This window comes from Paenibacillus sp. NN59, assembly GCF_057597225.1.
Genome location: NZ_CP199678.1, coordinates 6,513,087 through 6,535,072 on the forward strand (window position 1 = coordinate 6,513,087; position 21,986 = coordinate 6,535,072).

Genomic DNA, 21,986 nt, shown 5'->3' on the forward strand with positions numbered 1-21,986 from the left:
GTTTCCTGAGTATAGCATGATCAAAATGATTACCTGTAATATGAAAAAAGCATGACTGGTCATAGCTTTTAGCAATAGCCAGAAGGCCTTAGAAAGCAAAAAATCCACAACCACATAGGGTCATGGATTTACAGGGTGTAGCCCTATTTTTAAATCATCGTTCATTAATAAAATTGTACCCGTCCTCAACTACTATGATTATAGTTGCTTGATAATGCCTTCCAGCTCATCGACCAAGCCTTTTGCCCGTTCAAAATCGGTATTTTTCAAAGCCAATTCAATCTGCATTTCAACAGCCTTTTTATTTTGTTCATTTTGCAAATAGTCTTTATCGAAATGACTGGCGTATATCATCTGTCTGAATTTGCGCATGCTCATTTTTCTGATCGTCTTATTCTCAATAATGAGTACATAATCCATACCGTTGACGACCGAATAGAAATCATGCGAAACCATGAGGATCGCGCCTTGATATTCTTCGATGGCTCTCTCCAGTGCAATCTGCGAATAGATATCCAGATGGCTTGTCGGTTCGTCAAGAAGCAACAGGTCAGCTTGCACCCCGGCAGCTTTAGCCAGTTGAAGCATGTTTTTTTCGCCGCCGGACAGTGATTCGATCTTTTGATCCAGGATTTCGCCTTCAAAGCCGTAGTTCACAAGATAGGCTCTGATCTCATCATACGTTTCAAACCCGGCATCGATGAATTCATGTAGGATTGTATTTGAATCTTTGAGCGTTTCGCCTTGAAGCTGTGATAAATAACCCAATTTGAGATCCTCATTGATTTCGATGGATGGCTGATTGTTTTTGAAAATATCCCGAAGCAACGTTGTTTTTCCAGTACCATTGGGGCCGATGATGGCCACTTTATCTGTCGATTTGATCTCGAAGTTCACATCTTGCAGAACTAGCTCATCAAAGGAAACACTATAGTTATTGACCTTGATCGCGATGCTGTCTTCCACTTGATGATCCAGGCCAAACCGAATATTCGGCTGCTTGATGTCGACAAACGGTGCTTTGATTCTGCGCGCTTCCAAACGTTCTTGAAATTTCACTCTCGCTTTTAACGCTCTTCCTCTGGAAGCTTCCGAATTAATCGTTGCGATTGCTCTGAGATTTTCGATGACACCGTCGTATCTTTCGATCTCTTCCGCTTCAGCAACTGCGATTTCCTGCAGTTCAATCTTCGTCTGAAGCAAGGAGAAATTATACTCGATATATCGTCCGTCAAACTCCTGAAGCTCCATGTTCTCAAGGTGAATGATTTTGTTGAAGCAATGATTCAACAGATAGCGGTTATGCGTAACGACGAGTAACATGCCTTTATGGGAATTAATCAATTTTTTAAGCGCATTGAGGTTTTCAAAGTCTAGAAATACATCCGGCTCATCCATGATCATCAGATCCGGACTGTGGAGCATTTCCTTCATGACTTGAATAAGCTTGAATTCCCCGCCGCTTAAGGACGATATGCTTGCATCCTTCAGCTTCATGAGGTTGGCCAGGTTTAGCTGTTTATGAATGGTGTTTTCATAATCATCTCCGCCCATGGCCTCCAGTGCGTCCAAAGCCAATTGCACTTTTTTCATCAGTGAATCCATATCCGATGTGTTGGCCATTTCCGCATAAATCGCTGTGATCTCATCCTGAAGCTTGATAAATTCTTCTGCGATATATTCAAAAACCGTCATTTCTGTCGTTGGGTCTACCTGTGAGAACTGACTCATATACCCGATTGTGCAATCCGGATCGATCTCCAGCTTCCCCTCGAACAAATGTCTTTCCGGGTCCATCAAGATTTCAATCAACGTACTCTTGCCACTACCGCTTGTGCCAATAAAAGCGCAGTGTTGGCCCTCTTCGAGTGTAAATGAAATGTCTTTATAAAGTTCCTTCTGCGGAAAAGAAAAAGATAAGTTTTGGGCTTTGATCATGGTGTTACCTTTCTTGGTATCTAAAATAGTGTAATTATGATGTGGGATTGTTGCAGAACGTAAGTTTGAATAAGCCTGAAGTTGTCGATTCTCAGCGTAACACCGATTGAGGGTAAGTACAATTGATTTGTATTTCTAGGCACGAACCAAAGTTTGGCTATGTCGATTAGATGTTTGATTAAAAAAACAATATCTTGATGAGGAACCTGTGTACCGCCATATGAAAAGTAGAGTATATCCACTCCATATTTCTCTTTATACAGCACGTTTAGAGACATCCTTCGTCGGATGGCCCTTTCGTTATACGTTACTATGGACGACTGAATAGCTTCATGAATTTGATGTAGATCGGATGGACCATAAGACCTGTCGGGCTTACGGAGTATCTTTTTCCCGTATCCAAGCGGCGAATATGTTCCATTTCCTCAGCATTCAACTCAAAATCAAATAATTCACTGTTCTCTCGTATTCTTCGCGAATTTGATGATTTCGGGATTGCAATAATACTCCGCTCCAGATGCCAGCGCAAAATGACTTGTGCCACCGACTTTCGGTGCTTTCTAGCGATTGTAAGCAGCTCGGGGTGCTCCAGCAGTTCTTTGCTCCCCTGACCTAACGGGCCCCAGGCCTCGTGCAGAATCTGATTTTTCACCATATACTCATGCAACTCTCGTTGTTGGAATTCCGGGTGTGTCTCGATCTGATTCACCATGGGCAAAATCCGGGCATGTTTCTTAAGATGCTCCAAATGCTTGATCTCAAAATTAGCTACGCCTATGACTTTGATCCGGCCTTCGTCGTATAACTCTTCCATCGCTCTCCAGGCATCCACATAATGGGCACCGGCAAAATGAATTAAATACATATCGAGATACGTTACGTTTAGTCTTTGGCAAGTCCGTTCAAATGTCTTTTTCGTCGCATGATATCCGAGATCCGTTGTCCAAGCTTTCGAGGTAATAAAGAAATCTTCCCGAGGAATGTCACTTTTTTGAATGACTCGGCCTAGCGCTACTTCATTCCCGTAAATTTTCGCTGTATCAAAATGGCGGTATCCGATTCGAATCGCCTCTTCAACCGTTTTTTCGAAAGATTCCCCCTGCTTGATCTTATATAGGCCGAATCCGAGTTGCGGAATATCGACTCCGTTTGCTGCTTGCATTGTACGTTTCATCGAAGATCGTCCCTTTCACTGGTTCGGGATCGTGATTCTGTGGCTGGCTCCTCACATTGTTCAAATAGCTTATCAATCTCGCTCGCCAAGTTTTTCAACGACTTCAGCTTGCTTCCGGCGTCCAGCCGATAAAAGTTACGAGTTCCTTCTTTGTGAACGCTAATAATCTGCGCTTCTTTCAATATTTTCAGATGATGCGATACAGCAGGACGGGAGAGGTGTGTTTGCACTCTAATCTCACCCACACGCATGCCAGGTTTCTGCGGTCCTTGAATCAAAGCCATCAATATCGCCTGCCGAGTCTCGTCTCCAATTGCATTCAGTACCTTCTGGTTGTTCTTAAATTCGGTCGCGATTGTATTCAAAAATTGCTGTTCGACGGGAATCTCCCCTTTTCGTTGAACCGTTTAATTCTTTTGACGAATATAAGATACCACGATCTCAGACACAGCAGCACTTCGGGAAAGAAATCCAAGAACAACATTTTTCCAATTGCACGGGATTGCTCGAATACTTGCTGTGACTTGTGGTGATAAGGTTGACCATGTTGTCTAGAGGGTCTCGTTTTATATGCTAGACATTATTTTGAAAATTAAATGTGTTAAACTTAAACGAGCATTGCCCATCTATTCTAATGAATGCTACATAACTGAATATAGGCCGTTTATACAACAAATATAGTTAGAAAGGAACTGCCATGAAGCGTTCTCCGAAGAAACCAATGAAGTCATTATTAATGCCTGTAATTCCCGGTGGAATCATGACGATTCTTATATTTTATTTGGATTACTTCCAATTCCAACTTGTTGAAAAGTTCATACTGTTTGCGGCATTTGTCATTGTCCCTCTTGTTATTTTACTTTTGAGATATGATGCACAGAATAAACAGCAACCAATAATGTATGTCCTTATGAAGTGGCTTCAATATCCTGCCGCGCTTCTTACCCTATTTTCCGTCATCAGCAATAAGATGTGGGGTTTCGAAGGCACGGCAATACCAGGCATGCTCTCCCTGGGTTGGCTACTGTTCACACTACTGCTGGGCATCTATGGCTTGACCACGATTGTGATGGCTAAAGGAAAAGCAGCGGAAATCGCCATTGGTGCGGGACTTGTTTACTTTTTTATCGGGGGAATATGGTTTACGTTATATCAATATCAAGTGGATCTCTTCAATGCCAATGTTACTACGCATGCCTTGAGCTCAGTTCACTTTCATTTCTCATCTGCGATCGTTCCGATTTTCATTGGTGCACTGGGACGGATTATGGCGAAAAAAAGCTGGTATCCCTGGGTCGTTGCCATCGATATCATCGGACCGCTATTGATTGCTTTTGGTATGATTTTCTCCAAGCCGATCGAGTACGTTGGTGTCACTTTGTTCGCTTGTAATATTGTGGTTTATACGGCTTATCTCCTGGCTTACTTAAGGAAAAACGCTTTGAATATGAAGGCATCCTTCTTCCTAGGCCTTTCTTGCCTAGCCTTTTACACGGTTGTTGTCATCTCCATCTTCTATCCGTTACTGAAAAAGATGTACTCCTTAACCATACTCGACTTTATTCCTATTTACGGAGCTCTACACGCATTTGGTTTTGTCTTATGTGGACTGATTGGTTGGATGTACATGGTAAACTCTATTCAGGAGAAAAAGATGGCCAAGGAGAATAGATGGGTTGGTACATCTTTATGAGTTGGGTGAACATGGTTTTAGGCTAACCCATCGGCTTCGTATGAGTAGTTTAGTCAGGTTCGTGCTATAATAGGGATCACATAAATAACATTCATCATTTGCCAGATGGCGATGATTAAGGAGATTGAATCTTGACGAACAACCATGATAGTGGAGCAGTTAACGGACTACCAGAGAACTTGGAAGAGCTCAAACGAGCGGCTAATCGGTCTTCAAGCTGGAGAGACAGACTGAACGCGGTGAACGAATTGGGGAACTGGGACACAGAACCTACCATTAAGTTACTGCAGAATGTTTTGAAAAATGATCAAGTGTTCCAAGTGCGCGAAGCCGCATATCTCAAGCTCAAACAGTTGGGTGAAGAAGTACAAATGCCTGCCAAAAACAAAGGCGAGCTGTTTAAAGGTACGAACAAAATTTTGCTACGGATCAAAAAAAGCCTTCCCGAAGGTCACACATTTGAGGAATTCAAGGAAAAACTGCAAAAAACACGTCTGGATCTCTATGATACTTACGAGGGCGACAAAGATGCTGAGTTCGACTCCTGGCTCCATGGTATTTGGGAGACACTAGGTAGAAGATAAGATGGCTGCCGTTCACCGTATGAATAGCAGATTGCAAAATAATAGCCGAGTAAAAAGCCACTTCAAAAAATGGAGTGGCTTCTTTATTTCTTCAGGGTCATCTCCATCAGATCAATGTCACTAGAGCACCTGTTCATAAAACATCCTTCTTCCTGTATATCCCATTACATTTATTTACTAGTATAATAGTGGAAACCAACAAACATTTTGAAATAGAAGGAGAGCTGTTATGGAATATCATGTATCCATACATGGGAATGATCAAGGAAAAGGAACCGCAGATCAACCCCTTCGTACCATATCACGCGCTGCGGCTCATGCCATGGCTGGTGATACCGTTATTGTTCATGCGGGAGTATACAGGGAATGGGTCAACCCGACGAATGGAGGAACAGCCGAGCATCGAATCGTGTATCGATCCGCAGGAGACGGTGAAGTCGTCATTACAGGAGCTGAGCGGGTTACCGACTGGAAAGCTGAAGGAAATGACGTTTGGAGCACAGAAGTGCTGAATTCCATCTTTTCCGTTCGTAATCCCTTTGAAGTGGAGCTTAGTGGAGACTGGTTGTTCGACGGGCCCTTCCCAGTTCATCTCGGCGATGTCTATTTGGATGGAAAGTCATTGTATGAATGTGCTAATGTTGAAAGCGTTCACAATCCGGAGGTTTGGCCCGAAGCCAAGTATTCCGAGGATTCACTGTTGAAATGGTATGCCGAGGTCGATTCTACGACGACGAAGATTTGGGCTAATTTTGGCGGAAAAGATCCTAGAAAAGAAAATGTAGAAATTAATGTACGTCCTTATTGCTTCTGGCCTGAGAAGCCAGGATTGAACTATATCACCGTGAGTGGCTTCATATTGCGTCAAGCTTCGCCTCAATGGGCGCCACCTACGGACTACCAGGAAGGTCTGATCGGACCACACTGGAGCAAGGGCTGGATTATCGAAAACAATATAATCAGTGAATCCAAATGTGTTGGTATTAGCCTAGGTACCGAAATGGGTACAGGGCACACCAACTCTTTGGAAAAGCGCAGTAAAGGTGGGACACAACGGGAGCAGGAAGTTATTTTACGAGCATTACGCTCCGGCTGGCATAAAGATCACGTCGGCAGTCACATCGTTCGAGGGAATATAATTCATGATTGTGAGCAGGCAGGTATTGTGGGTCATATGGGCGCAGCTTTCAGCCACATTTACCAGAACCGGATTTATAACATTCATCATAAACGGCTCAGACATGGTGCCGAAGTCGCCGGAATTAAACTGCATGCTGCACTAGATACTCAAATTAGCGAAAATATAATGTACAGTTGTTACCGAGCGCTTTGGCTTGACTGGCAGGCACAGGGCACTCGGATCAGCCGCAATGTATTTTTTGACAACATTTCAGAAGACCTCTTCGTTGAGGTGTGCCATGGTCCGTATATGGTGGATCACAATCTATTCCTCTCACCTATGAATTTCAGAAATATGGCTCAGGGCGGAGCATTTGCTCATAACTTATTTGCTGGCCGATTTGTCGTCCGTTCCGAGATTACCCGGATTACGCCATATCACTTCCCTCATGAGACAGCCATGGCGGGATACTCCAATATCACCGGAGGCGACGACAGGTATTACAACAATATCTTCTTGGGTGATAACGACACCGATGCCAATAAAGAGCCTGTTCCAATCACCTTTTTTGAACATCTTCCCCTCAAACCAAGGGATGCCGTTGGAGAGAACGGGAAGACGGTCATGGATGGTGTGCCGGACGATTCCATTTGTTATCTGCATGCTGTCGGACTTGGCGGCTACGATCAACATCCGAATGTCAAAGATAAGAAGTGGTGGGAATACACCAAAGAAGAGCTTATGGAGCTTGGCGATGCCGCGAAGGATTTCTTTATAGGCAATGCCGTTCTTCCGGTAGCTATGGGAGGCAATGTATATCTCAATCATGCGGTTCCAAGTGCTCACGAATCCGATACGAAAATACATTCACAGAAGGGCATAAACATTGAAATTGATCCTGCACTAGGCAAAGTACACATTCAGATTAATGAGCCCGAATTGCTTCGGGGCACCTCTGCCATGGTGATTACCACCGACCTGCTTGGAAAGACGTATCACGCCGATATGGATTACGAGGAACCCGACAGCACTCCCTATCGCTTTGACTCCGACTTTTTCGGCACAAAAAGACCGGATGCAGATGTTACACCAGGTCCGTTTGAGTTAAGGGAGAAGGGTATTGTTGAGTTTGGGATTTAGTTTGTTATTGAGGGTCCAGTCACCCAAAGTGACTGGATCTTTTTTGTGTGAAGCCTATATTCCGATAATCAGGAAATAAGGCTCTAATTGAAACGAGGCTCTGATTTTATTTGGGATAGCCTCTTACTTCAAAACATAAGAAAATAAGTGTGAAGATCACTTTTGACTTGCAACTGCTCAACGGAACTTTTTTTCTCTAAATACTATATTGTAACTTTACATGGAAATTAAAAATACATATATATTAATATATATGTATTTTATTGTATATTTACAATTTAAATAAAAATGGTAATATATCCAAAGGGAATAACAGTAAGTATTACATAAAATTATATTTAGGAGGAGAATAACTTGATCAAAAATAAAATTTTATCACTGTTGCTTTGTGTTTCTTTGTTCGCAGTATCCACTCCACAAACATTTGCTAACGGTGCAGTTGATCCAAATCCCAACACTGAAAGAGTGCTCACTGAAAAAATAAAGAGTGATACTTTAGAGATAATAGAAAACTCTAGAGGTTCAAATAGTGTCCAACCTCAGAGTGAAGTTCGTCCAGCTAATATCTTTAGGATTGTTATGGAGGCAGCTAAATTGCTCTTTGGAGCAACTAAAACATATAATAAAGTTACAGAGGCCTATGTTGAGAATGCTATCGAAAATGAGTTTAAAGATGAACTTCCTTTCTTAGTCACTCGGAATTCTTTAATTGAGGAATTTTGGCTTATTGGCACGAATGAATATGTGGAACTTAAATTCGGTACTAGTGACCGAGGATTAGAACATATCTTAAGCAAACATCATCCAAAATATTGGACTGGTCTAGGATACAGAGAATATAATTCATTTTTCAACGACACCACCAGCATGAGAGATATTATAAGTATTATTGCAGTAGTAGCAAATCAAACCCAAAACAATAAAAATAAAATAATCGCAAACAACAGTGGTAACGTTTCAGTAGATGGTACTTATGACGGTAAAAAGTATAGACTTGTTGTTAGTAGCGACTATGAAGTAGTAACTTTATATCCTTTGGGCTGGAACGTAGCTGAATCTAAATAATTTTAATAAATATATTTCGTTAAGAGGATCGATATTTGGAGGGCTTATGGTTTCCATTCAAACGTTTCTTATTCCACCGCAACAATCACTTCCAGAAGTATATTCTTGTATGGGGACTGAAGAGTTGCGAGAGCTTTTTGTCGCAGTTGAACATTTTGAAAGTTTATATGTTGGCCAGAGTGATGAAATTCCTATGAAGAGTAATGAGCTTAATATTGCCGTTATTGTTCAAGATACTCACCAACTACTGATTGGATTTGAACAGTGGGGATTAGATTTGTGGGGATGCTATTTGTCAGTCTTAAAAATTTATATTGAAAGTGGATTTGAATATGGTGAAGGAATATACGGTATCGATCCAAAGTTGATATGCTTTAAAAAGATTGATAATAGGTTGATAGAAGTAACTCTAAAATATGATCCATTGCACGTAGAAAAGACCATATCTCAATTTATTTTAGAAGAACGTGATTTTCTTCAACAACTCATTACTGGAGCATCCAATTTTTATGCTTATATGAATAGCTACAATATCCATACAAGTAAAAAAACACTGAACTTCCTCTCTCAAACAATAGAGTTGTTAAAACAAACATATTCGAAAGAATTGTGAGGCGATTTTTTGCATGCGAAGATTAAAAGTATTTAGTATTGTTTGTGTTCTTTTCTTTGGAATTTCTACCACTATCTTTGCTAATGAGTCTACTTCAAATAGTGAAGCTTCGAAATTTATATTGAGAGAGTATCTTGAGGCCTCGGTTAATCAAGACTATGAGAGACTTAGTAGATTGACTGAAGACCATCGTTATAACAGTTTAGAAGAGAAGCAACAAGAGTATAAATCTTCTCTGGAGAATCCTTCAGAAGTACCTCTTTCATTTACAATCATTGATCAACAAAGAGTTAGTGATAAGGAATATAATTATAGTGTGAAGCTAGAATTTCCAGACAATGAAATAATAAACCTACCAATAAACATGAAAAATATCAATGAAAACTGGAAAGTAATTATAAGTACACAGCCAGTCAACGAGCAAAAGGGTTACGAAATAATAGAGCACGCTGATGACAATCTGATGATCCAAAAGAATCAAGCCCTAGCTGAACCTCAGCCTAGCACAAAATGCACTTGGAGCTTTTCAGAGAGAGTAGATGGACGCACATTCACCTCTTTGTGCAAAAAATTCGACTTATCTACCAAAGACTATAGAACAACTCTAAATCTTCAACAGTATAACGATCATAAAGATAAAATTATTCCTCTTATTAAATATGAAATATTTGAAACTAAGTTCTTTGGAGATAATCTTTGGGGATACACTGATGTATACGGAGAAAAAAAAGGAGTTGGCTTCAAAGCTGAAATTTTTGGAGATACTTTAAAAGCAACTAACTGTTATATCAAATTTTCAATTGAAAATAGCAAGAATACAGTTACTACCTTTAAAGGATTTGGGGAATTATATAGTTTCTGACCAAATGGGGCTGCCCATTTCATATTAATTAGAATGTCGACACCCCAAATCATTACAATTATTTATCATCCTTTATGTACATTAGATTAGACGTAAAGGCTCGTAATTACGTAGGGAGAGTAAATTATCCTACTTATACGAGCCTTTTGTTTGTTCCAGAACGATTCAACACATTGCTTTTGGAGAAGTTTGGTGATTTCATTCCTTTTTTCTTGGCTTCCCTCTCAAGGACATATATGTCCCAATCCTTAGGACATATTCCACTGGTCCGCTACTAAATTTTTTGAGATATAGATGACTGAACAATAATTGAATACCATATACAGAGAGTGCAATAATCACTCCAGCAAATACTCCAGCACGGCCAAACAGCCCCAATCCATATCCATAATAAATCGTTGTACAGATTACACTCTGCATTAGATAATTGGTCAATGAGAGACGACCAACCGCCTCGAACTTGACGAATATACTAGCTCGACTGTTTACAGAATAAAGTAGAGCAAACAAGTAAATGTAGCCTAGTGCGAGCAGTATCCCTCCCAACATCGATCCAAATTCGATGCACAACCAGTCTTCGGCATTGAATTTGGGTCGTAGCACACTATAAACTTTAAGCAGCAAACCGATTGGTAGCAGAAACAAAGCACGGCGAATATACATAGATCGCATCGCTAGTGGATCATTAAATGTACCAATTCTAGCAGCACGCATGCCAAGCAGAAACATTGGTAGTGTCATAAGAGGAGCTAACACCAAGGCTAACAGGAGTATCCCTTTATCCGACTCCCCACCGAATGGACTAACACTATTACTAAAATCTCTAATCTCTGTGTAGCTACCGTTTCCAAAAACATTCTGACTCTGTATGATATAACTCTCCATATGTGTCGATACATCAGCAATTGGATTCATTGGATTGAACTTCAGAATATCCAGCAATCCAACTCCGGTGAGTAGCATTAACGCCAAGATAAATAACGTTTTTGGATTTCGATTTAGAAACAGAAGCAAGAAGAATCCGAGTACACCGTAGATCGTCAAGATATCCCCTTCCCATAGATAAGTTATGTGAAGTATCCCAATAACCAACAACAGTAGGAAACGACGAGCCAAATGGTATTTCGGTCGTAAATCTCGTGATTCTAGACTTTCAGCCAGCTTAATCATTCCAAAACCGAACATAAATGCAAAAATCGGCATAAAACTACCCACCACAGTGATAAGAAGTAAGGAGTGAAGAGTGCGGTCTGCACCATCGATTCCTAACAGTTGGGGTTCACTCTGTCCAAACATTCCGTATTGGAAAGCCAGCATATTCGCCAACACAATGCCTATCAGACTGAATCCACGTAGCCCATCAATTAATTGGACGCGATTTTTTGATGAGTTCAAACAATCACCTCTTTTTTTATACTCGGCCTTATATCTATCCTTTTATTTACTGTATATTTTTCAAATCCTATATAGATTAAAAATAGAGACTTACTTAGGCGACATTTCTTTTTATAAAAAGTGCTTGAGGGCTGAGACCTAGTATTTCTCCTCGCTCTTCATTCAAATTCAGTTTACATGGTATCATATAAAATTAAAAATTTAATTGATTACTTAATCACTTGCTTGTGTGACAGTCTTTATAACCAATAGGCAGGGCAGTCCCCCCTCACGAAGTGGGTACACTTCCACGCTCGGAAAGTATAAAATGTAGAAATTTCTCCCTTACTTGTGGTATGGTTCACCCCGATTGATCTTCACTGCGCGATAAATCTGTTCTACCAGCACCAGCCGCATTAACTGATGCGGCAGGGTCATGCGCCCGAAGCTTAAGCGCTGCTTCGCGCGGCGCAACACCTCATCGGAGAGCCCGTGGCTTCCTCCGATGACAAACACGACATGGCTCGTCCCATACGTGCCGAGCTTGTCGATCTCCATAGCCAGCTCCTCCGAACTCCAGAGCTGGCCATCCAGTGCGAGCGCGACGACATGCGCCTCGCTCTTCACATGCGCGAGGATGCGTTCGCCCTCGCGCTCTTTTACCGCCCGCACCTCAGCTTCGCTCAGGGTATCGGGCGCTTTCTCGTCTGCGACCTCGATCATCTGAAACTTGATGTACGGGGCGAGCCGCTTGGCATATTCCTGAATGCCCAGCGTTAAATATTTTTCCTTCAATTTGCCTACGCCAATAATTTGAATTAACATCTCATCATTCCTCCTGAATCGTCGTCTTGCCATCCATCTATATGTTAGATGCTTCAATCGCATCGTTCATGCAAACCAAGTTCATTCCAAAACTCTAACGATCACCACAAACCTTATCCAGCTCGAATCGCCCACTTTTAAAATCTCCCATGCCACAGCCGCTCGCTCCCTACAAACGCAAAAAGAGCGCTCAACACGCTCTCTCTGCACCTTGCTGTGATGTTCATACCGGATCGAACCAAGTCTAACGCCAGAAGCACTACCGCTACGCTACTACGCCATGCACAACGATATCCCATAGCAACATCCAATAGCACCCCTGGCGGCCTGCTCTACAGTACGCTAAACGACAAGGAATTCCGCGTGCTGATCGCACTCAGCGCATTTGGCAGGCGGGTCCCAGTCGGCAAATTCCGTCTCCTTCAGATCCACGATATCTGGAGCGTCCTCATATTCATCTACAAACATGTCGATGGCAATGTCCACGTGTTCTTTGCATACAACGTACATCCGTCAAGCATCCTTTCTGTCACCAGCTATGTTCCCGATTCACAACCGCTTATCCCATTACAGGATAGCCACTTCTCAGTTCTATCACACCTGCCGCGGAAAAGAAACCCCCACCTCGCAGATCGGCGCAAAAACTTGCCACTCTTGCACCAAAAAAAGCCTCTTCCTCAAGATGTGCACATCTATCTTTCCCATAAGATCAAAAAAGCACCCCCTCAACAATACCCACCTCAGTCAGGTATCCTTGCTGGAATGCTTCAACTTTAATTTAACTCCAAGCGCATTCACGCTCTTGCACTCATCCTTGCTTTACCCTTGTCGTTACCTTTACGCTATCCTCAACTTGCTTCTTACCCCCAGCTACCAGCCTACTCCAATCCCGACTGAGCCTTCGTGAGCAATTTCCCGCCTTGAAAAGCAATTACCGCGTTGCCGCCGTTGCCAGCTGTACCTTTATAGTTGTACACGACCATGTTCTCCGCTTCACTTAGCGCTTCACCTTCACCGCCTAGAATATTGATGACCTCTTCCACGGTCATGCCAACCTCCAGCTTCTCATACTGGGCAAACGTAATCAGCACCCCGTCTCCTTTTCCAGCAGATCCGTTGTTTCCTCCAGCTGTCGGTGTTTTGCCACCCGTCCCTTGTCCAGCAACGCCAGCTGTACCAAATTCATTCAGCTTTTTCTCAAGTGCAGCAATTTTCTGCGCCTGCTCATCGCTTTTAATTCCCTGCTCGGTCAGCTTTTTCTCCAGGCCAGCAATCTTCTCCTGCAACGCGCTCGTATCTACTGATGCAGCTGGTGTGCTCTCCGATCCACAAGCAGATAACAACAGCATCGATAGTGCCAAGCTTGTTCCTCCAAGTACCTTTTTCTTCAACAGATTCATCTCCGAATCCCTCCATTTTCAGATTAGCTAGCCAGATCACACGTTATCCAGCTGTTATTTGCAACAACGATCTATGTAAACACATTAAGAACAGTTTACCACACAGGCGAACAAATGTATCTGCGCCTTTCGCTCCAAGTCTTTCTGTCTATATAAATTGAACTAAAGATTTTACACAGTCCACTCCGATGACAGAATAACCTGGAAAGTAGCGGTTATCCCCAGATTTTTTTTAATTCCCTTTTCCAAAGGGAAAATCCGGTGATAAGCGTATGCTTCCGATGTAGCTTTCTTGCAGAAAGCTTTCAGGCGAGCGCTTCGCTTTTCCAGGTTTTTTCTGTCCTCTTCGTTAACGTGTAAAAGAATAGTCCAACTTATATAGTTGTGTCCTGCCCTACCTTCAGGCTCTACCTCATGCCCCATGAACATAAAAAGAGTGGTCAGATATATTCTGATCACTCTCTCTACTATCATCTGTCTCATGATCACCTTATCAGTATGGCCATGTTCCATGACATATGATCATTTCAGTGAAACAACCTGCAAATCATGCTCCACGGTCACAGCCCCACAAACTTCATAAAACTCAGCAAGCCTTACTCCGGCTTATCCGTCAGCTTCACAGACACTTTCTCCGCTTTGCCATCCCGATAGAACGAGACCTCTATTGAATCGCCGATCTTTTTCTTATCGTACAGGAATTTCCGCAGGTCCAGCGTGGAGGTAATTTTTTGCCCATCAAATTCCGTAATCACATCGTTCAGCTTCATGCCTGCCTCGGATGCCGGGCCGGAAGCCTCTAATACGACCACACCGCTATCCACGTGGGATGGCAGTTTGAGGTCCTTGCGCTGATCATCATCTAGTGGAGCATACGGATTACTCAGATCAACGGTGTACACGCCAAGATAAGGACGGGATACTTTGCCGTTCAGCAAAAGGGAATCCACCGTTTTCATCACTTCGTTCATCGGAATAGCGAAGCCGAGACCCTCAACGCCGGTATCCGAAATTTTCATCGTGTTGATGCCTACAACCTTGCCGTTCAGATCGACCAGTGCTCCGCCGCTGTTGCCTTCGTTAATGGCTGCATCCGTCTGAATGACGTTTTGCTCCCAGTCATATACCCCATCCTGATTAATGGATACAGGCAAAATCCGATCTGTGTAACTAACGATTCCCGAGGTCAGCGTACCCCCAAGTCCCAGCGGGTTACCGATCGCCAGCACCGTCTGGCCGCGTTGCAGCTTGCTGGAATCACCGATTTCTGCCGCCGCTCCGAGGCCTTTGTCGTCCGTTGACAGTACCGCGATGTCACTCACCCGGTCTTTACCTACCAGTTTGGCTTTATGTGTTTCCCCGTCCACCGTCACGATCTCCAGATCACTGGCACCTTCCACGACGTGGTGATTGGTCATAATGTAGGCTTTGCCATCTTCTTTTTTGAAAATAACCCCAGACCCCAGCGCGGAATCTTCCATCGACAGGCTACTGCCTGTTTTATGATTCACGATGCTGACAACAGAAGGACGTACTTCTGCCGCCGCGTTGATGATGCGGTCGTAAGGATCAGCGACCTGTGCTGTCTGTGCAGTTCCACTACCTTGACCTGCCGCATTCGCCAGAGGTAATTGCGTTGCAGGCTGGCTGATGAAGCTGAACAGCGTAACCGTCACGATGGAGCTAATCACCGAACTGATCACAGCTACCTTGACGGTAGAACTGAATTCCGAGCGTGATCTACGCGGATTGCTCCAGCGATCACGTGCGCGTTTTCCGCCTCCCGGGCGGATGATCTGAAGTTTGCCTTTCTGTTCAGGTTCGGCGCGTCTTGATACCTTGGTTGAATAAAAATCGTCTCCAAACAATCCCATCGTGATCCTCTCCCCTTCGTTGTCACGCATCAAGACCCTGACTGCCGCCCAAGTTATTGCATGGATGACCAGTGAAACTCCCTGTTTCCCCATGCCTTTTTGCTTTTTAACAAAATGGTCTTGCACATCGCTACATTCCCGAACAAGGCCAGGAACGAACGTATATATACAACAGGATGGCACTGCATCCGTGTGCTCTTTCAATCATGCTCTCGCCTATTGCGAGATTTGAGATTCCATTTCATACGCAAAAACAGCCAAAATCATAATACTCCTTATATACTAAACACTTTATATCCCAAAAAGTTGCATAATTACGTAAATAAACGTAAATTTTCGCGACAACTCCCTTAACAATAAAGGTTCATACTATCTATCACCACAAAATGGGATACGCTAAGCGCTATTCTTTCGAATTCATCAAACTTTTCAATCCCAACTCATTCCAAATTCAAAGCGGTACAGCTACAGTTTCAGCATACACATCCCGCCCGGAGAATGTTAGCGGCAAAAAGAGGAATGTTTTCCACCCAGCCTGACTACAATAATAGTAAAAGAACAATTCAAAGCTTCATAGAATGAAGGAGGATTCCACAATGGAACGCACGCGAACACTCACAGCTATGGACGAAGTTCATATGGCGGCCAAGCTGGCTGATCTCAAAGAAGAACATTATCGTAACACACTCGCGCTCAGCACCATCATTGAACTGCTTATTGATAAAGGCATCCTCACCCGCGAGGAAGTGGAGCGCAAAGCCGCCGAACTAGACAGCTTTATGGCTCACCCACCCTATCCCATGGTGTAGGACGATCATAATACGTATCACAGAGCTTGAACTCATGGTCCCGATAAAAACAGCCACGGCTTTCCATCGCATCACGCACCGACATTTTAGCCAAATCCATCATATTATGATCCCGGCTGAGATGTGCCAGATACGTACGTTTGATGCGTCCGTTCATCAGTTCACTAAGCGCCGCACCTGCGGCTTCGTTCGACAAATGCCCGATATCACTCAGAATCCGGCGCTTGGTGTTCCACGGATACCGCCCCATGCGGAGCAATTCGACATCATGATTCGCCTCCAGCACGAGCACATCCGAGTCCGAGATCGCATCGCGAACCTTGTCGCTCATATAGCCGAGGTCTGTCGCAACGGACAACTTCTCGCTACCATCGTCGAATGTATAACCTACCGGTTCAGCCGCATCATGCGAAATACCGAAGGACTCTACGCGTAGCGAGCCAAAATCATGCTTTTCACCCGTTTCAAAAATCCGTCGGTTCTCCTCGGGAATCGCTCCGACCGACTTCTCCAAAGCCGCCCACGTATTTGTATTTGCATAGATCGGTAAATTATATTTCCGAGACATCGCGCCTAGTCCTTTAATATGATCCGAATGTTCATGTGTCACCAGAATGCCATCCAGTTCCGTTCCAGAAATCTCCCGTTCCAGAAATAATGCCTCCAGCCGCTTCGCGCTAAGACCCGCATCAATCATGAGCGAAGTGCCCCCATGCTGAATGACTGTGGCATTACCTGTCGAACCACTGGATAACACCGTAAAATATATCCCCATAACGCATTACTCCCCTGGTTTATCTGACTTGGGACTGAATACATCCCCACTGATGCCCTGCACGTACAACACTTCGCCACTTTCCAGCACGAACCGCCATGCCGGCATCGCTACCTGTATATCTGAATTGAACAACTGGCCGTAATAGCCCAGCTGTATGTCTTTCACAATTGCATTGTTTGGCAAAAAGTTTTCGATCAGCGTTCCCAGCGCCTTTGACGCCGGAAGCACCTGCTGATCGCTCTCCTCGGCGGTTGTAATCCGCACGGGAGTCTGATGATAACCCGTGATTTTCTGATCGCTGTAGAACAGCTCCAGACTCACGTTAAAGAGCGGCCATTTGCCGTCCACCAGCGGGTGGAGCACAAAAGCCCCATCTTCCGCCATCAGCTGATCCAGCCGGTACGTGCCGATTTGCGGAATCTCCGCCTGCAGCGCGTCCGCTAGCTCGCTTGGCGAGAAGATCAGCTTGCTGTCCACCGGCTCCTCCAGCTCCACTTCAATCCCCGACTTGTCCTCTTCGGTAAACTCATAGGACAACTTCGGCAGCTTCGGCGTTTCATTTGGAATCGGCGCCAGCACCTGGATGCCCTTCTCTTCCATCGCCTGCTGTGTATTATCTGCGAGCGAGGTGAAGTCCAGATTGGCTCCGGCCGTCTCCCGCGCATCCATCCAGATCTGATATCCCAATACCAGATTCAGCAGCAGAAATGCATATATTAATACATTTTTCGCCCGTCCCCAATCCAGATCATTCACCTCCTTATTTACATCTCCATTGAGACTAAGCTAAGACACCGTCGTCTCCTCACCGTTGCCAAAGCGGATCACCCAAACCGGGATCAGCCGCAACCCATCCTCCATCGCAGATGGACGATATGCCGGGTATACATCCACGACTTTACGGTTTTCACCCGCTACTTTGCGGATCAGATTTTTCAGTTTATCCCCGCCGGGCAACTTGATGGACTTCTTCGTCTCCGCACCTTCGTTCAAATATTCCAAAGATCGTTCATAACTAGATACCGTCTCCTGCTGCATTTCCATGTTGATCGTGCCGAAACGGAATTGCATCGAATCCAAGATTGGGTAACTGCCGTAATACTGCTGGAACTGCAACTTCGTTTTGTTGTCAGCTGATTTGAGCATCATGTGTGAGCGCCCTTTCCAGCCACCATGCTGATTGACAAAGTCAACCGCAAACAGTGCGTCCTTGGACGCATCACTCTGTCCAGCTGGCGGTGCCGCCGGGTCTGTATAGCTGATCCAGCGTTGCTCCTGCTTCACTTGCAGACTACGTTTGCTATCCGTATAAATCTCTGATCCATCTTTTTCCCGAATATTCCGGGTCATGCTTGGATCAGTGAACAGACTGCGCTGCATCTGCTCTACCGTGAACTGCCCTGTCGGCACATCTGCCTCAATCGTATCCAGTGCCTGCGTCGGAATATAATATCCGCCTTCCATTAGCGTGTACGGTGTCCAGCTCGTCCCAAAATCGACATGTTGCTGCACATCCTGCACCGTCAAGTCGGCCTGTGTGGCCTCATAGACCACATCCCCCTTGGCACTGAAAAAAAGCGCATGAGCCTTTGTCTCATCTGGAGTTGTATATATAGCGATACGGTTGATTGTCTCTCCTTGAAAAAGAGAATCTGTTCCTAAGCGCATCACTCGCTGTAACAAGGCCACTGGCATGCCTTCCTTAAACGACAACTCAAAGCCGGGACTCTCCTTACGAATCTGATCCCAATTCACCGACTGCACATTGCGACGCTGAAAATCCTCGAACGTCCGGCCTTTCAGCCTGGAATAGATCAATTGATAGAACGTGTTGCCAGGGTAAAACACCGTATGTTTATCCTGACCCAGATGAATAATCATCTGATTCGGGAAAATTAACTCCTCAATATTACGCTCTTGGCCCATATTTTCGGTCTTCACGTAGTTTGTCTCCGAGGTCACCACAGAGTCACCGCCCCCAGGAAGACGATAGATCAGGAAATAACTCTGGATCAGACTGGCTGCAACCAGTGAAGCGAGCACCAGAGATTTAATCCGTTCCTTCAAGGTGCTCACCTCCCTTATCACGCATTGGCAATGTGAACGTTACCGTTGTGCCAACGTCTACCTCAGACTCAAGAGAGATGTTTCCATCGTGAGCTTTTACAATTTCCCGGGCAATGGACAATCCAAGCCCTGTGCCCCCCATGCTGCGAGAGCGAGCTTTGTCAACGCGGTAAAAACGCTCAAATATCCGATCCAAATCACGTTGCGGAATACCCATACCTGTGTCAGATACGGAGATAGCTAACGTATGCTCATCGCTGCGCCGGGCAGCGATCGTAATGGTGCCGCCCTCCAGCGTATATTTCAATGCGTTGGACACTACATTGTCCAGAACCTGATCAATCTGATCCCGATCGAGTGGAACTGCTGGAATATCATTTTCCACAGACAGGACAGACTGAATGTCCTTCTGGTGCATCTGGAAGGAGAATCGATCCGTGACTTCCTCCAGCATCTCCAAAATATCGATAGGTTGCTTGCGTAGCAATGCTTCCTTGGAATCCAGTCTGGACAGGTGCAATAGGTCCGTCACCAAACGGATCATGCGCTCGGTCTCATTCTGAATTACACCGACAAAACGTCCCGCCAGCTGCGGGTCTTCCAATGCCCCATCATCCAGCGCTTCGGCGTAACTTTTAATCGTGGTGAGCGGTGTACGCAGCTCATGCGATACATTTGCTACAAACTCACGCCGGGAGTTTTCCAGTTCTTCCTGCTCCGTTACATCCTGAAGTACAGCAATTGTGCCGGTGATCCCCAGCTCACGCCGGTGTACAGGAGTGAACGTCATGCGAATCACGACCGGCTCTTCCTGACCTGCCGGAGCAATCTGGAGCAATGTTGAGCCGGTGAAACCACTTGCCAGTGCTTCCGCGTCCTCCGGATCAATACCCAGCAGGACAGCAAAGTGCCTGCCTTCAATATCCGATGGGCGCATGCCGAGAATGTTGCTGGCACGGCGGTTGACGAGAATGACTTTGCCATGCTCATCCGTCGCAACAACACCATCACTCATATTGGTCAGGATCGAGGTCAGCTTCTCTTTCTCCTCTTCGTTCTGGGAAAGAGCATCTCGCAGCCTGCTGGTCATATAGTTAAATGCCTGGCTAAGCTGACCAATCTCATCTGTGCCAAATACCGGTGTCTGCTGATCGAAGTTCCCTTCTGCGACCGCGGTTGCCCGCCTTGTCACTTCCTTAATCGGCTGGGTGATCGTATGTGACAGAATGACACCGAGTACCGCCGTTAATACCAAGGCGATCAGAATACCGGATATGAAAATCTTGTTAATGCCTTCCATCGTCGCGTACAGCTCGTTCATCGAAGCGGCGATGTAGACTGCACCAATAATTTTGCCGCCGGTTAAAACTGGCTTGGCCACGACTTTTTTGCGGACATTATCCTCGTCTACGATATATTCCTCATTATCCCGAATGCCTTGCAATGCACGGCTGACAACGGTCTGGGTATTTTTTCGCCCAATATAATCGGAATGTGAACTTAGCGAAGTCGTAAGCACCTTGCCGCTGGCATCCAGCACCTGAATCTCGGCACCGTTGATGTTGAACAGATTGTTTACCAGGACACGCAGGTTCTCCGTTTTGTCCTCTCCACCCTCCGCTTCTCCACCAGCCATCGTCTGACCGACTAACACTGAGAGCATCTCTGCCCGTGCCTGCAAATCTTCTGTAAAGTTGCTAGTGAGCGAGTTCTTCATCGCACTTACAAAATAAACCCCGATCAATTGCATCGCAATTAGAATCAGCAGCACATATATAATAATTAATTTCGCCTGAATCGTTCGAAAGAACGAAAATTGCGAGAATCGGCCCATTATATCCCCACGCTTTTGGCACTGCGCACGAGATAACCAAGCCCCCGGCGAGTCAGAATCGTTTCCGGCTTGCTCGGATTTTCTTCAATCTTCTCCCGTAGCCTGCGAATCGTCACATCCACTGTACGCACATCTCCAAAATACTCGTATCCCCATACAGCTTGCAACAGATGCTCTCGTGTCATGACTTTGCCCGAATGCTTGGCCATATAATAGAGTAGCTCATATTCCCGATGCGTCAGATCAAGCGGTTCTCCGCCCTTGTACGCCGTATACATGTCCATATCAAAAGCCAGATCAAACAGCCGCAGGATCTGCTTCCCTTCTTCCTCTGGCGCTTCTACAATCGCTGTAGGTTTCTGTTGTCTGCGCATCTGAGCCTTGACCCGTGCGAGCAACTCCCGTGTGCTAAAAGGTTTGGTTACATAATCATCTGCGCCTAGTTCCAGACCGAGTACTTTATCGATCTCTCCATCTTTGGCTGTCAGCATAATAATCGGGACCTCCAGATGAGCACGCACCTCGCGGCACACATCCATCCCGTCCTTGCCCGGAAGCATCAGATCCAGAAGCATCAGATCCGGTTTCTCGGATAACGCCAGTTCGACCGCACGAATACCATCAAACGCACAGATGACCTCGTATCCCTCTTTTTCCAAATTAAACTTCAGAATATCTGCGATGGGCTGCTCGTCGTCCACCACCAAAATCTTTCCCTGCATCGGCTGAATTCACCCCTATATCCTGCTTAATCCGCCACTGGCGCTGTCTCTCTAATCTATTGTATTGCTTATAGTCCATATCATGTTGTGTGTTGAATATAGTCAACGACTTAT

Annotated in this window: 20 protein-coding genes; 7 read left to right on the forward strand and 13 right to left on the reverse strand. The window is 44.9% G+C overall.

Annotated features, from left to right (window positions below; all coding sequences use genetic code 11):
- Window positions 1–198: 198 nt before the first annotated feature.
- The 3 genes from ACT89M_RS28310 to ACT89M_RS28320 all read right to left on the reverse strand — a co-directional run bounded on the left by ACT89M_RS28310 (window position 199) and on the right by ACT89M_RS28320 (window position 3,498).
- The gene (locus ACT89M_RS28310) at window positions 199–1,938 is read right to left on the reverse strand and encodes an ABC-F family ATP-binding cassette domain-containing protein (protein ID WP_308723244.1); all 1,740 of its coding nucleotides are present in this window, start codon (window positions 1,936–1,938) and stop codon (window positions 199–201) included.
- Between the two features lie 310 nt (window positions 1,939–2,248).
- Complete coding sequence (locus ACT89M_RS28315) at window positions 2,249–3,112, reverse strand: aldo/keto reductase (protein ID WP_308723243.1); 864 nt, start codon at window positions 3,110–3,112, stop codon at window positions 2,249–2,251.
- Window positions 3,109–3,498 carry an ArsR/SmtB family transcription factor gene (locus tag ACT89M_RS28320; RefSeq protein WP_308723276.1) on the reverse strand — a complete coding sequence of 130 codons (390 nt, stop codon included), beginning with the start codon at window positions 3,496–3,498 and terminating at the stop codon, window positions 3,109–3,111. Before ACT89M_RS28320 ends, ACT89M_RS28315 begins: the two co-directional genes overlap by 4 nt.
- 335 nt (window positions 3,499–3,833) lie before the next feature.
- Here ACT89M_RS28320 and ACT89M_RS28325 point away from each other — a divergent pair, with 335 nt between their 5' ends.
- The 6 genes from ACT89M_RS28325 to ACT89M_RS28350 all read left to right on the forward strand — a co-directional run bounded on the left by ACT89M_RS28325 (window position 3,834) and on the right by ACT89M_RS28350 (window position 10,189).
- Window positions 3,834–4,805 (forward strand): YndJ family transporter, encoded by a 972-nt coding sequence (locus ACT89M_RS28325; protein WP_308723242.1) that lies wholly within the window; start codon window positions 3,834–3,836, stop codon window positions 4,803–4,805.
- A gap of 131 nt (window positions 4,806–4,936) precedes the next feature.
- Entirely contained in the window at window positions 4,937–5,389 is a 453-nt protein-coding gene (locus ACT89M_RS28330) for a HEAT repeat domain-containing protein (RefSeq protein ID WP_308723241.1), read from the forward strand.
- Between the two features lie 229 nt (window positions 5,390–5,618).
- Window positions 5,619–7,649, forward strand: a complete 2,031-nt coding sequence (locus ACT89M_RS28335) for a right-handed parallel beta-helix repeat-containing protein (protein WP_308723240.1) — start codon at window positions 5,619–5,621, stop codon at window positions 7,647–7,649.
- Between the two features lie 354 nt (window positions 7,650–8,003).
- Window positions 8,004–8,714: a hypothetical protein gene (locus tag ACT89M_RS28340; protein ID WP_154889694.1), complete on the forward strand. Its 711-nt coding sequence runs from the start codon at window positions 8,004–8,006 to the stop codon at window positions 8,712–8,714.
- Window positions 8,715–8,760: 46 nt separating this feature from the next.
- Window positions 8,761–9,327, forward strand: coding sequence for a hypothetical protein (locus tag ACT89M_RS28345; protein WP_154889691.1), 567 nt, complete (start codon window positions 8,761–8,763; stop codon window positions 9,325–9,327).
- A gap of 13 nt (window positions 9,328–9,340) precedes the next feature.
- Window positions 9,341–10,189, forward strand: a complete 849-nt coding sequence (locus tag ACT89M_RS28350) for a hypothetical protein (protein ID WP_308723239.1) — start codon at window positions 9,341–9,343, stop codon at window positions 10,187–10,189.
- Between the two features lie 198 nt (window positions 10,190–10,387).
- Here the strand turns inward: ACT89M_RS28350 and ACT89M_RS28355 are convergent, their stop codons facing one another.
- From ACT89M_RS28355 to ACT89M_RS28375, 5 genes are all read right to left on the reverse strand, one after another.
- A complete protein-coding gene (locus ACT89M_RS28355; protein WP_308723238.1) occupies window positions 10,388–11,584 on the reverse strand; it encodes a DUF418 domain-containing protein in 1,197 nt (398 codons plus the stop codon).
- Window positions 11,585–11,908: 324 nt separating this feature from the next.
- A complete protein-coding gene (rlmH, locus tag ACT89M_RS28360; protein ID WP_062327777.1) occupies window positions 11,909–12,388 on the reverse strand; it encodes a 23S rRNA (pseudouridine(1915)-N(3))-methyltransferase RlmH in 480 nt (159 codons plus the stop codon).
- A gap of 342 nt (window positions 12,389–12,730) precedes the next feature.
- Window positions 12,731–12,898, reverse strand: a complete 168-nt coding sequence (locus ACT89M_RS28365) for a CxxH/CxxC protein (protein WP_090923561.1) — start codon at window positions 12,896–12,898, stop codon at window positions 12,731–12,733.
- Between the two features lie 368 nt (window positions 12,899–13,266).
- Window positions 13,267–13,788 (reverse strand): hypothetical protein, encoded by a 522-nt coding sequence (locus ACT89M_RS28370; protein ID WP_260510742.1) that lies wholly within the window; start codon window positions 13,786–13,788, stop codon window positions 13,267–13,269.
- A gap of 596 nt (window positions 13,789–14,384) precedes the next feature.
- Complete coding sequence (locus ACT89M_RS28375) at window positions 14,385–15,662, reverse strand: S1C family serine protease (protein ID WP_154890313.1); 1,278 nt, start codon at window positions 15,660–15,662, stop codon at window positions 14,385–14,387.
- A gap of 596 nt (window positions 15,663–16,258) precedes the next feature.
- Here ACT89M_RS28375 and ACT89M_RS28380 point away from each other — a divergent pair.
- Complete coding sequence (locus ACT89M_RS28380; protein ID WP_090923564.1) at window positions 16,259–16,471, forward strand: hypothetical protein; 213 nt, start codon at window positions 16,259–16,261, stop codon at window positions 16,469–16,471.
- Here ACT89M_RS28380 and ACT89M_RS28385 read toward each other — a convergent pair.
- Genes ACT89M_RS28385 through yycF form a run of 5 tightly spaced genes read right to left on the reverse strand, consistent with a single transcriptional unit; the run spans window position 16,440 to window position 21,872 of the window.
- Complete coding sequence (locus ACT89M_RS28385; protein ID WP_090923565.1) at window positions 16,440–17,246, reverse strand: MBL fold metallo-hydrolase; 807 nt, start codon at window positions 17,244–17,246, stop codon at window positions 16,440–16,442. The genes ACT89M_RS28380 and ACT89M_RS28385 overlap by 32 nt on opposite strands.
- A gap of 6 nt (window positions 17,247–17,252) precedes the next feature.
- Window positions 17,253–17,996: a two-component system regulatory protein YycI gene (yycI, locus tag ACT89M_RS28390; protein ID WP_090923623.1), complete on the reverse strand. Its 744-nt coding sequence runs from the start codon at window positions 17,994–17,996 to the stop codon at window positions 17,253–17,255.
- Window positions 17,997–18,035: 39 nt separating this feature from the next.
- On the reverse strand, window positions 18,036–19,316 hold the full coding sequence (locus ACT89M_RS28395) for a YycH family regulatory protein (RefSeq protein WP_154889681.1): 1,281 nt from the start codon (window positions 19,314–19,316) through the stop codon (window positions 18,036–18,038).
- Window positions 19,300–21,150, reverse strand: coding sequence for a cell wall metabolism sensor histidine kinase WalK (gene walK, locus ACT89M_RS28400; protein ID WP_154889679.1), 1,851 nt, complete (start codon window positions 21,148–21,150; stop codon window positions 19,300–19,302). Before walK ends, ACT89M_RS28395 begins: the two co-directional genes overlap by 17 nt.
- Entirely contained in the window at window positions 21,150–21,872 is a 723-nt protein-coding gene (gene yycF / locus ACT89M_RS28405; RefSeq protein WP_154889677.1) for a response regulator YycF, read from the reverse strand. Before yycF ends, walK begins: the two co-directional genes overlap by 1 nt.
- Between the last annotated feature and the right edge of the window lie 114 nt (window positions 21,873–21,986).